The 12,246-nt window shown below is 71.6% G+C and carries 9 protein-coding genes; 6 read left to right on the forward strand and 3 right to left on the reverse strand.

Annotated features, from left to right (window positions below):
- The first annotated feature begins 57 nt into the window (after positions 1-57).
- The 4 genes from IT371_16125 to IT371_16140 all read left to right on the forward strand — a co-directional run bounded on the left by IT371_16125 (position 58) and on the right by IT371_16140 (position 3,684).
- The gene (locus tag IT371_16125; protein ID MCC6749190.1) at positions 58-1,518 is read left to right on the forward strand and encodes a response regulator; all 1,461 of its coding nucleotides are present in this window, start codon (positions 58-60) and stop codon (positions 1,516-1,518) included.
- 107 nt (positions 1,519-1,625) lie between these two features.
- On the forward strand, positions 1,626-2,198 hold the full coding sequence (locus IT371_16130; protein ID MCC6749191.1) for a thioredoxin family protein: 573 nt from the start codon (positions 1,626-1,628) through the stop codon (positions 2,196-2,198).
- Positions 2,199-2,332: 134 nt separating this feature from the next.
- Entirely contained in the window at positions 2,333-2,746 is a 414-nt protein-coding gene (locus IT371_16135) for a FixH family protein (protein MCC6749192.1), read from the forward strand.
- Complete coding sequence (locus IT371_16140) at positions 2,746-3,684, forward strand: hypothetical protein (protein MCC6749193.1); 939 nt, start codon at positions 2,746-2,748, stop codon at positions 3,682-3,684. Before IT371_16135 ends, IT371_16140 begins: the two co-directional genes overlap by 1 nt.
- 6 nt (positions 3,685-3,690) lie before the next feature.
- Here the strand turns inward: IT371_16140 and IT371_16145 are convergent, their stop codons facing one another.
- A complete protein-coding gene (locus IT371_16145) occupies positions 3,691-5,784 on the reverse strand; it encodes a protein kinase (GenBank protein ID MCC6749194.1) in 2,094 nt (697 codons plus the stop codon).
- Positions 5,785-5,865: 81 nt separating this feature from the next.
- Positions 5,866-7,230, reverse strand: coding sequence for a hypothetical protein (locus IT371_16150; GenBank protein ID MCC6749195.1), 1,365 nt, complete (start codon positions 7,228-7,230; stop codon positions 5,866-5,868).
- A gap of 243 nt (positions 7,231-7,473) precedes the next feature.
- On the opposite strand from IT371_16150, the gene IT371_16155 reads away from it, so the two are divergent.
- Entirely contained in the window at positions 7,474-9,717 is a 2,244-nt protein-coding gene (locus tag IT371_16155) for a hypothetical protein (protein ID MCC6749196.1), read from the forward strand.
- Between the two features lie 27 nt (positions 9,718-9,744).
- The gene (locus tag IT371_16160) at positions 9,745-10,170 is read left to right on the forward strand and encodes a hypothetical protein (GenBank protein ID MCC6749197.1); all 426 of its coding nucleotides are present in this window, start codon (positions 9,745-9,747) and stop codon (positions 10,168-10,170) included.
- A 34-nt stretch (positions 10,171-10,204) separates the two neighbouring features.
- Here IT371_16160 and IT371_16165 read toward each other — a convergent pair whose 3' ends face one another.
- Positions 10,205-12,166: a hypothetical protein gene (locus tag IT371_16165; GenBank protein MCC6749198.1), complete on the reverse strand. Its 1,962-nt coding sequence runs from the start codon at positions 12,164-12,166 to the stop codon at positions 10,205-10,207.
- Between the last annotated feature and the right edge of the window lie 80 nt (positions 12,167-12,246).

A 12,246-nucleotide genomic window follows, 5' to 3' on the forward strand; every position in this document is an offset into this window, starting at 1 on the left:
CCACGAGAGCGTCGGCCGCGATCCGCGCCGATGCGCACCGACCGAGCGTGGGCGCCGATGAGCCGCCGCGTCCTCGTCGTGGACGACAACCGATCGATCCACGAGGACTTCCGCAAGGTCCTCGCCCCACCCCCCGCGGCCCAGGCAGCGCTCGACGACCTGGAGGCTCGCCTCTTCGGGGGCGACGAGCCGAGCGCGCCGACCGGCGACGGCTTCGAGGTAGATTCGGCCTTCCAGGGCGAGGAGGGCCTCGAGCGCGTGCGCCGCGCCTGCTCCGAGGGGCGTCCCTACGCGGTGGCCTTCGTGGACATGCGCATGCCTCCGGGCTGGGACGGACTGGAGACCATCGACCGCCTCTGGAAGGTGGACCCCGAGCTGCAGGTCGTCATCTGCACCGCGTACTCCGATCACTCCTGGTCCGACATCGTGGCCCGGCTCGGACAGCGCGACGGGCTGCTGATCCTCAAGAAGCCCTTCGACAACGTCGAGGTGCACCAGATCGCGCACTCCATGGTGGTGAAGTGGCGGCTGCAGCGCGAGGTGGAGCAGCGCCTCGCCGACCTCGAAACCCTGGTGCGCGGTCGCACCTACGAGCTCGAGGAGGCCAACGCCCGGCTCCGCACGGAGATGGCCGAACGCCAGCGCGTGGAGTCCGAGCTCCGGATGGCGCAGAAGCTGGAAGCCATCGGCCAACTCGCCGCGGGGATCGCCCACGAGATCAACACGCCCATCCAGTACCTGGGGGACAGCCTCTATTTTCTGCGCGGCGCCTTCGAGGATCTCTCGCGCTCGAACGCGCGCACCGCGGAGCTGGCGCTCGGTCTGGCTTCACAGTTCTCCGTCCCCGAGGTGGAGCCGGCCGTCAGCCGAATTCGCGAAGAGGGGGACCTCGACTACCTGGCGGGCGAGGTGCCGAAGGCCCTCGAGCGGGCCGGCGAGGCCACCCTGCGCGTCTCGGCCATCGTGAGCGCGATGAAGGAGTTCGGCCGCCCGGACCACCGCGAGATGGCCGCCACGGACCTCAACCGCGCCATCTCCGCCACCCTCACCGTGGCCAACAACGAGTACAAGTACGTCGCGGAGCTGGTGACGGAGCTGGGCGAGCTCCCGCCCGTGACCTGTCACGTGGGCGAGCTGCAGCAGGTGATCCTGAACCTGGTCGTCAACGCGGCGCACGCCATCGCCGATGTGGTGGGCCAGTGGGGCACGCGTGGCACGCTGACGGTGCGTACGCGACTCGACGCCGCGTTCGCCGTGATCGAGGTGCAGGACACGGGGGGCGGCATCCCCGAGGCGATCCGTCACCGCGTCTTCGATCCCTTCTTCACCACGAAGGAGGTGGGCAAGGGGACGGGACAGGGCCTCGCCATCGCGCGCGCCATCGTGGTGGACAAGCACAAGGGGTCGATCGGCTTCGAGACCGAGGTCGGCCGAGGCACCACCTTCCGCCTCCGCATCCCCATCGGGGGCCAGGCCGGCGTCGAGGTCGCGACCGCCGCCCCCCAGTCGGCGGCGTAGGCCGTCCGTCACCCGTTCAACGTCGCTGTCCCCGCGGGCCGCGCCTTTCGCGCTTGCCGGAATCCCCCGCGGTGGCATCCTTCGGGCCGACGCAGGAGGAGCTCTCGATGGCCCGCACCCCCTCTACGATGGCCCCCCTCGGGATGACCGCTCCCGACTTCCGGCTCCCCGACCCGAGCGGCCGGATGGTCGCGCTCTCGGACTTCGCCGAGGCCAGGGCCCTGCTCGTGATGTTCATCTGCAACCACTGCCCGTTCGTCCGACACGTGCGTGCCGAGCTGGCACGCCTCGGCCGCGACTACTTGCCGCGCGGCGTGGCCGTCGTGGCCATCAACGCCAACGACGTCGCCTCGCACCCGGAGGACAGCCCGGCCCGCATGGCCGAGGAGGCGCGCGAAGCGGGCTACGGCTTCCCTTACCTCTTCGACGAGACGCAGGCCGTAGCGCAGGCCTACCGCGCGGCGTGCACGCCGGACTTCTTTCTCTTCGACGGTGCGCGGCGCCTCGTCTATCGCGGTCAGCTCGACGACAGTCGCCCGGGCAACGATCGTCCCGTCACGGGAGCCGACCTGCGCGCCGCCCTCGACGCCCTGCTCGACGGTCGCGCCGTAGCGTCGGAGCAGCGCGCGAGCCTCGGCTGCAACATCAAGTGGAAACCCGGCAACGAGCCGACGATGTAGTCCGCGCGGGGCGCGGCGCGACAATCCACCGCACCTCGCACCGGTGGCCACCGTCGCGAAGCTGCGCTACAAGCTCCCGCCACGCACGCACGCACGCGATGCGTCGCTCCCGCGGACCTGAACGAGTGATGGCCATGTCGATCCCCCGCTTCCCCGCCTGTCGTGCCCCGAGCCTTCGCCTCCTCCTCGCGCTGCCCGTGCTGCTCGCGGCGTGTGGAGACGCGACCACGACCCCGACCGGCGGCTCGCTCGCGGTCGAGGCGACGATCGAGCCCGATCCCCCCAAGGTGGGGCAGAACGTCCTCCGCGTGACCGTGAAGAACGCGGCGGCCGAGCCCGTGCCGGGGGCGAACGTCAAGGTGGACCCGCAGATGCCGGCCCACGGGCACGGGTCGACCGAGACCCCCACCGTCACCGAGGAGGGGAGCGGCCGGTACCTCGCCTCGCCGGTGACCTTCCAGATGCCCGGGCGGTGGGAGGTGCGCGTCGTGGTCACCGCGGGTGCGGGACAGACCGGCTCCACGGTGCTGTCGCGCGACGTGAAGTGATGCCCGTCGTCGGGCGCCGCGTCGCTCCCGTCACGGCGCTGCTCGCCGGGCTCGCGCTTCTCGCCCTGCCGCGCGTCGCGGAGGGCGCCGCCTGTTGCCTCTCGGCCACGGCCTTCGGCACGGGGCGACTCCTCCCGTGGGAGCGCTTCGCCCTCGGCGTGCGCACCGCGCTGATCAGCACGCTCGGCCAGTGGGACGCCGACCATCGCTGGCAAGGGCGCGGGGCCTACCGGGCACACGACTGGCGCAGCGAGCTCTACGGCATGGTCGCGCTCCCCTGGCGCCTCGAGCTCCAGGCGCGCCTGCCCTGGCTCGTCACCTACCGCAGCACGGCGGAGCTGTCCGAGACCGGCGGCGGCCTCGGCGACGCGCAGGCGGGGCTGCGCTGGGACGCGATCCGCACGGGGAGCTACCCCTACGTTCCCGGGGTGGCGCTCCTCGTGGGCGTGCTCGTTCCCTCGGGGCGACCCTGGTATCGCTCGGGCACCACGCTCGGCGCCGATGTGACGGGGCGCGGGGCCTGGGTCCTCTCCTTCGCCACCAGCCTCGAGTGGGTTCGGGACCCGCTCTTCGGGCGCATCGACCTCGGGGTCACGGTGCCGCTCCCCTCGGAGCGCGACGGACCCACGGGCCCCACGCGCACCCGCTACGGCACGGGGCTGCAGGTGGCGGCCGCCGGCGGCTGGGAGGTGGCGCGCAACACCGTGCTGAGCCTCATCGCGCACACGAGCTGGGAGTCGAGCGTGCTCTATCAGGGAGCGCTGCAGCCCGACTCCGGCACGCTCGAGACCGGCCTCGGCGTCGCGGCGTCGTATCGCGTGCACCCGCACTTCACGCTGCACGCCGCCTTCGACACGGGGCTCTTTTTTCGCGGTCTCGGACGGAACCTGCCGGGACGGATGAGCGGCACGCTGGGCCTGCGCTACGGGTACTTCTGAGGCCGTCTACTGCGTCAGCGAGAGGCGGTGCGTGGCCCGCTCGGTGATGCGCACCGTGGCCTGATGCCGGATGTGACGCCCCCGCGGCTTCACGACGATGCGGTACTCCCCGGGCGGCAAACGCTTGCGGAAGCCCGGCAGGTACCCCGCGAGCTTGCCGTTGATCTGCACCTCGGCGGAGATGTCCCCCTGGATTTCCAGCGTGCCGAAGCGCCGCTCCCCCTCGGGTGGGCTCGGGCGCGCGGGACCGGAGGGGCGCGCGGCCGTGGGCTTGGCGAGCCGCGAGAGCTCGAGCTGCAGCGTGGCCCGGTCCCCGGCGGTCTGATGCACCACCGTGCGCGGCGCGTACCCTTCGGCCTCGAGGACCAGCGTGAAGCGCGCCGGTCGTTTGAGGCGCAGCGTGAGCGGCGTCTTCCCCTGGTCTCGACCGTCGAGCTTCACCGCAGCCCCCTCGGGGGTGGAGCCGATGGTCAGCTCCTCCTCCTTCGGCTTGAGCGCGAAGGCGTACTGGTAGGCGCCCGGGTGCGTGGGCTGGAAGAGCCGCGAGGCCTCGTCGGTCTCGGCGTGCGCGAGGCGCACCTCGAAGCTCTGCCCCACCGCCAGCCCCGGCAGACTGGCCGGCGTGCGCTGCCCGGTGTCCCGGCCGTTGAGCAGCACCTGCGCCCCGGAGGGCACCGACGTGACCTCGAGCGTCGCGGTGGGCGGAGGCGGCGGCTTGCGCCCGAGGTGGCGATACGCGGCCACCGCACCCGCACCGCAGGCCACGAGGACGAGCGCGCCCACGATCCAACCCGTGGCGCCGCCCTTGCGACGCACAGGTGCTGCGACCGCGGGCTCCGCGAGATCCCGCAGGGCCGCCCGCGCTGTGACCTCGCGCGGAACCGCCGTCGCACCTTCGGCTCCCGAGGCTGCACCTGCCTCCGCACCGGCGACCGCACCGGCGACCGGGGCGGCGAGCAGGGCCGGGGCCCGCGCCGCGCCGAGGGCTCCCGCGGCCACGACCCCGGGGGGAAGCGCCGGCGGCGTGGCCCGCGCGGCACCGACCGGCGTCGCGCCGCCTCGACCGTGCGGCGTGGGCGTCTGCACGTGGCGGAACTCCGAGATGCCACCCTCGCGCGCCACCTGCGACATGGCCGGCGGCAGCGAATCGAGCGGCGGGAGCTTGAAGAGGAAGCTCTGACTGCGACGCTCCGACGAGAAGAGCTGGCTCAGGAACTCGCTGAGCTGCCGGTCCCCCACCCGCGCGGCGAAGCTCTGCAGGTAGCGCTCGAGGTCCTCGCGCATCTCGTTGGCCGTGGCGTAGCGCGCGTTTCGATCCCGCTGCAGCGCGCGCACGATGATCGCCTCGAGACGCGGGTCGAAGCCCTTCACCACCTCGCTCGGCCGCGTGTACTGGGCCTCCTTCACCCGCATCACGATCTCGAACTCCGTCGAGCCAACGAAGGGGCGCTGCCCGCAGCACACCTCGTAGAGCACCGTCCCGAGCGAGAAGATGTCCGAGCGACCGTCGAGCTCCTGGCTCTCCACTTGCTCGGGGGAGACGTAGCTGAACTTCCCCTTGATGACCCCCGCGTCGGTCTTGTCGAGGTTGTCGCGCGCCTTGGCGATGCCAAAGTCGCCGACCTTCACCCCTCCTTCGAAGGAGAGGAAGACGTTCGAGGGCGAGACGTCGCGGTGCACGATGTGCAGCGGCTTGCCCTCGAGGTCCACCTTGCGGTGGGCGTAATCGAGGGCCTTGCACACCTCGCAGGCGATGTACGCGGCGAGCTCCTTCGGCACCGAGATGCCGTAGTCCTTCCCCCGCGCGAGCGCCGTGGCCAGGTCGCGCCCGTCCACGTACTCGAGCGCGAGGAAGGGCAGGCCATCCATGCGCCCCATGTCGAGGATCTGGACGATGTTCCCGTGCTGGAGGCTCAGCATGGTGCGCGCCTCGTCGAGGAACATCTGCTCGAAGCGCCTGTTCTGCGCCATCTGGGGCAGCAGGCGCTTGATCACCACCGCCTTCTCGAAGCCCTCCGCTCCCTGGGCGACCGCGAGGTACACCTCGGCCATCCCTCCGACGGCGACACGATCGAGAAAGCGATAGCGTCCGACCTGCATTGGCGGCGCTAGCTTAGCATGGTAGGCGGCTCTGCTCGAAGGACGCACACGCGCCTCCGGGGCTGGACCGGATAGCTGGGGTCAGCCGTCCCCATCCTCGGGGAGCTCCTCCTCCGGCTCGTCGACCAGGATCCACTGCCGCCCGACGGCGTTGCGCCGCAGGAACCCGTAGCCGATGAAGTTCACGAGAAACGCACGCACCGAGACGCCCGGCTCGCCGAGGCGCAGCGCGAAGAGCCCCGTGATCGCGCGCAGCACGCTCGAGGAGACGAAGAGCGTGACGAACGTGGCCCGTCGGTGCACACCGAGGAGCCGCGTGACGAGTCCCCCGAGGAGGCCGGCCGCGAAGGTGGAGACCCCCGTGCCGAGGTTCAGCACGGCCAGCCCGCGCCCGCGGTCCGCCGCCGAGAGGACGGCGATGGGCTGAATGAAGGCCGCCTGGTTGAAGCCGGTCCACAGCACTCCCGAGTAGCAGGCCTCGATCCAGACCGGCCAGATACGCCCCTCCTTGGTCGAGGCCCAGATGAAGGGGGTCAGGCTGATGCCGAGGGCGCAGGCGAGCAGCACGCGCTGGCTCCCGACGCGGTCGATGACGCGGCTCCAGGGGCCGTTCACGAGCAGCCGCACCACGAGCACGATGCTCGTGTGAATGCTGGTCAGAAAGAAGGTCATCTTGAGCTGCGAGAGCATGTAGAGGTTCCAGAAGGGCGACGGCACGCCGACGGCGAAGCTCCAGGCCACGAGGAAGGCGAAGACGCGGCGGTAGCGCTTGCGGCGCAGCAGGCGGCGCGCGGCGGCCACCAGGCCTTCGGCGGGACCGGGATGCGGGGCAGCGTCGGGGAAACGCCGCAGGACGAGCGCCACGCTCACCCCCGCCAGGATCGCCACGCCCCCCATCACCGCCAGCGCCAGGCGCTCGCGCCCGACGCGCTTGAAGTGGTCGAGGAAGAGCGCGCCCCCCTGGACCGACAGGAGCGTGGAGAGGCCCACGGCCCACGAGCGCCGCGCGAAGAGGCGCGCCCGGGCGTGCGGCGGGATGATCTCCGCCATCCAGGAGGTCCAGCCGTTGACCCCCATCATCACCACCATGGCCATGAGAAAGAGCGCGGCCATGGTCGCGACGAGGGGCCCCGCGCCACGCTGACCGAAGGTGGCGAAGACGACGGGCACGGCCCACAGCACGCGCGCCGCGGAGATCGCCGGCACCACGTAGCCTCTCCGCGAGCCGAGGCGCTGCTCCACCGGATGTGCGAGGAGTGCCCCGAGCTGCGCCACGAAGGGGAGCACGACGAGCAGGGCCAGGGTCATGGGACCGGCCCCGAGGTTGAGCGCGAGCCCGGTGAGGAACACACCGCCGCTCAGGGAGACGAAGATCTCCCCGAGAAAGCCCTCGGCCATGAGCAGGCGTGCGGCGCGGGTTTCAGAGAGCCGGGATGAAGGAGACATGCGGTGTCGCTCGGGCCCCGCGTGGCGGGCGCGGGCTGCAGCCAAGGACGCGAGCCTACTCCGCGGCGACGACCCGAGCAACGCGCGGGAGGCCGGAGGTCCGGCCAATGTCGCGACACCCAAGGCGAAAAAACGCGCGTCGGTTGAACGCTGGCCAACGGCGCGGCAACCGATAGGCCGGTTCTCCTACAGCGCGCCAGCCGCACCGGGCGTCGTCACCCTCCATCGGGCGGAGCAAACCCCATGTCGCCGCATCCTGCAGGACGGTCTTTCCAACCTCGCGCCGCCCGCACCATCGCGATCCTCGGGCTGGCCCTGTGCCTCGACGCAGGCTGCGCCGCCGAGGGCGAGCTCACCGACGACGGCTCCGCCGCCAGCGCCACGGACGCGGCGCCTCCGGGTGACGGTGCGCCCGACGGACAACACGCGCGCGACGGCGGGGCCTCGAGCGACGGCGGGGCCTCGACCGACGACGCGGCCCCCTTCGCCGACGGCGCCATCCGATCGGATCTCTATGTCCGCGCGGACGGCAAGCCGGCCCGGGACCAGGCCGTCCTTCGCTGCGATGCCGGGGGCCTCGTGTGCGCCGGTCGCTGCGCCAATCCGCAGCTCGACCCCGCGAACTGCGGCGGCTGCGGCACGGTCTGCGGCGCCGGGACAAAGTGCGTCGGCGGCAAGTGCCAGTGCCCGACCGGATGGCAGCCCTGCGGGGGCCAGTGCACCGACGTGCTCACCTCGTCCACCGACTGCGGCACGTGCGGCACGAAGTGCGGCGCGGGGCAGGTGTGCACCGCGGGAAAGTGCGGCTGTCCGACGGGTACGAGCACCTGTCCCGCGGGCGCCGGCCAGCCCGATCGCTGCATGGATCTGAAGAAGGACCGCTACAACTGCGGGGCCTGCGGCAAGAAGTGCGACGCCTGGCAGATCTGCAACAACGGCACCTGCGAGGGCTGCTCGGGGCCCACGACCATGTGCTACTCGTACTCCGATAGCTGCGTGAATCTCTCGACGAGCGGCAGCGCGTGCGGGACGTGCGGCACGACCTGCGGCACCGGCGTCTGCGTGAACGGCGCCTGCACCTGCCCCGCGGGCACCGCGGTCTGCAGCGGCGGCCAGTGCGTGGACCTGTCGAACAACCCCTCCCACTGCGGCGCCTGCGGCTTCACCTGCAACAGCGGAGAGGTCTGCGTGGGCGGGAAGTGCACGACGGCACAATGTCCCGCCGGCGGCACGAAGTGCCAGTACGGGTGCACCGACCTCCAGCTCTCGCCGGGCAACTGCGGCGCGTGCGGCCACGCCTGCAAGCCCGGCGACGTGTGCGTCAAGGGCCAGTGCCAGGCGAGCTGCCCGGGCAGCCTCTGCAGCGGCATCTGCGTCGACCTCGACACCGATCTCTACAACTGCGGCCGCTGCGGCGAGCGCTGCGACTACCGCCTGAGCGGTGGCGTCTGCACGGCCGGCAAGTGCGGGTGCGCGCCGGGGAAGCTCGCCTGTCGCGACCCGCAGCTCTACGCCGAAGCGTGCGTCGACCCGACGACGGACAATCGCAACTGCGGGGCCTGCGGCGTGGCCTGCGGGCCCGGCTCGCACTGCCAGGGCGGAAAGTGCGTCTGCGACCCCGGCACCGCGTGCGCCGGCAACTGCGAGGGCAAGTGCAAGCCGGGCGAGGTCTGCTCGGCGAGCACCTGCCTCACCGCCTGTCCGAGCGGCGCGACCCAATGCGGAGCCGTTTGTACGAGCCTGCTCTCCGACCCCAGCCACTGCGGGACCTGCGACACCCGCTGCGTCGGAGGTCAGATCTGCACCGCCGGGAAGTGCGCGTGTCCGGCGGGGCAGCAGACGTGCCAGGGGCGCTGCGCGGACCTGACCCTGGACAAGGACAACTGCGGGGCCTGCGGCAAGGGCTGCGGTCTCGGCCGGTGCGTGGCGGGCGCGTGCGTCTGCACCTACGGGCAGATCCTGTGCAACGGGAAATGCCTCTCCGCAGCCGACAACGAAAACTGCGGCGCCTGCGGCACGAAGTGCCCGGCCGGCACGCGCTGCGCGGGCAGCGGCATCTCCGGCACCGCTACCTGCCTGCCCACCGGCTGCAGCGGCTCGCAGACCAAGTGCTCCTCGGGGATGCCCAGCCCGGGAGCGCCCCCGCCCCCGCCGACCTGCGTCGATCTGCAGACGAGCGTCGCGAACTGCGGCGCCTGCGGGATGGACTGCAAGAAGATGGGCCCCTGCGGAGGCTTCTTTGGCGGCGACTGCTTCTGCATCGGCGGACAGTGCCAGGGCAGCTGCCCGGCCGGGCGCACGACCTGCACGGATCCCCTGACCATGACCAAGGTGTGTACCGACGCCCAGGCCGACCCGCAGAACTGCGGCACCTGCGGTACCAAGTGCGGCGCCGGCCTCGCCTGCTACAAGGGGCAGTGTCAGGCCTGTCCGAGCGGCGTCACCTCCTGCGCGGGCACCTGCGTCGATCTCCTGACCGCCGGCTAGCACTGCGGCGCCTGCGGACAAGCCTGCGTGTCGGGCGCGACCTGTCAGGCCGGACGGTGCGTCTGTCCGACGGGGCAGGCCTGGGGGTGCGGAGCCCTCGGCGCGCCGAAGTGTGCCGACTTCTTCGGGCCGACGGATTGCGGGCTCTGCTACAACACCTGCGGGCCCGGAACGACGTGCCTCGGGGGTACCTGCCAGTGCACCGCGCCGAGCCGACTCTGCCGCGGCTCGTGTGTCAACCCGCAGAAGGACCCCGCCAACTGTGGGAGCTGCGATAGCCCCTGCGGCAAGGGCCAGGTCTGTTCCAAGGGAGCCTGCAGCGCCACCTGCGCCTCGGGGCTGAGCGTCTGCGGCGCCAGCTGCGTCGACTTCCTCACCGACGCCGAGCACTGCGGAGGCTGCTACCGGAAGTGCGCGGCCCGCTCCAAGTGCGTGGCCGGGACGTGCAGCTAGCTCCGAGCGCAGCGGGGGCGCAGGGGTCGCGCGGTCAATCCCGCCAGCAGCGCACGCTCGAACACATCAGGGTCGCGATCGGCTGCCCCTGGTGGTCGAAGTATTGATTGCTCCGCACGCGCCCCAGGCCATCCCGCACCAGGCGCACCGCGTGCCACGCCCCGCGCGGGCAATCCCGGCCCGTATAGCACCCCGTGTACTTGGCCGGATTGCCCTGTCCGTCGAGGAGCAGCACCGCGAAGAGGCGGTGTCGCTCGTCGTAGATGCGCCGCTGGATCGCCGAGCCGAACACCTCCTTGCGCTTGCCGTCACCGTCGAAGTTCTCCGTCTCGATCAGGTGATCGTAGGCGTCGTAGCGGTAGCGCCGCACGGCCGTGCCGAAGTTCGTGCCGGGCGCCCCCTTGGTGTCCAGAAAGCGCTCCTCCTTCAGCCTCCCGGCGTCGTCGAAGACCTGGAGCTCCGCGTGGTGCCCGGTGCGCGCGCAGTCGGTCGGCGCGCCGTCGTCCCCGTGGCACGCAATGCGAACGCGGTTTCCAAAATCATCGTACTGATACCGGACCTCGTAGACCTCGTGGACCTCGTGCTTGCCCGGCAGGCCGAAGGCCGTCAGATGGCGCACCGCGATGATTCGCCCCTTGGCGTCTCGCGTGAAGAGCTCGTGCGCTGCCTGATGCCGGCCGCAGGCGATCGGCTGGTCGAGGAGGTTCAGGCACGACCGCCGGAGCTGCTGGCAGGCCTCGTTCAGCTGATAGCGCGTGGCGTGGACGCGCGCCGAGTCGGTCACCGGCTCGCGGTGGGGTCCCAGGTTGCGCTGCACCGCCGTGCAGCCCGCGGCGTCCACCTCGTAGGCCTCGGTGGTGATCCCGTACCGGTTCGCGCCGATGTCGCCGGTCAGCGAGAGGCAGGTCTCCTCGAGCGTCTCGCCCCGGGTCCCGTACCGGTAGCGCTTGCCGGCGCACCCGTCCTCGGTGTTCACCACCGGCTCGCCGTGCAGCCCGAGAAAGAGCTCGGTCACCGTCCGCCCCTGCGCGTCGCGCTCGCTCTTCACCCGGTGCACGCTGTTCGCGTCGAGCACGGCCTCACCCGTCTTGCCGAAGCGCTCCTCGTCGAGGACAAAGCCCTGGGCATTGCGTTTGAAACGGGTGAGCGCCACTCCCCGGAGGTCGTGCATCGCCTGCCCCGACCACTGCAGACACCCCACCTCCTCGGCCAGCCCGCGCGCGTCCAGCTTCAGCACGAGCGCCCCGCATCCGGAGAGCCCGTTCTCTCCGCTCAGCTTCCGCGTGCTGTAGCGCAGCCCCGACGGCTCGAAGGTCCGCGTCCAGTTCAGCGTTCCGTACGCGTCCACCTCGGAGAGGCGCCAGAGCTTGCCCGTGTCGCGCCACTCGAAGACGTAGCTCGCGAGCGCCCTGCCTCCGGGCCAGACCTTCTCGGCGAGGAGGAGCTGCGCCCCTTTGCGGTAGAGGCGCCAGTGTCGCGCGTTCGCGGGGCGCACGGTGCCCCGGCTGCAAACGAAGGTGGCGTGGTCCAGATCGCAATGGGCGTGCACCGACGCGCGGAGGCCCTTCTTGCTCGGCAGCGCCACCGACGTGGGCCGGGGTCCGCGGTCCGGCTCCTCCGCGAGAAAGAGCTGCTCCGTCCCCGCCGCTCGCGGCGTCGGGTAGTCCGGGTGCGGCCCCTTCTCGGGCAGGACCGGCCGCCGCGGGATCGGCGGAGGCAGCGCGCGGACCGGCGTGGGTCGCGCACGGATCCGGCGCCGGGTCTCGTCGAGCTGGCGCTGGAGCTCGGCCACGCGGCGCTTGCGCACCCGCTCTTTCTCCTTCGAGCGACACATGCCGACGAAGATCAGCGTCAGGATGATCGCGCCGAGGATCAGCGGACCGCACCCCGAGCCCTTGCCCTTGGTCTTGGCCTCAGCCGCCGGCGTCGACGACACGTCGTTCTTCTCCCATGTCTCGCGCTCCCAGACCTTCTTCCTGCGACGGCGCTTGCTCACCGCGGACCTCGTCGACCGGCGCATTATACAAGACGCCGTGTCGCTTGCCCTCCCTCGTGCCGGTCGCTAGGCTCCCCTCG

It is taken from the genome of Deltaproteobacteria bacterium, from assembly GCA_020848905.1.
Classification (GTDB): Bacteria; Myxococcota_A; Polyangia.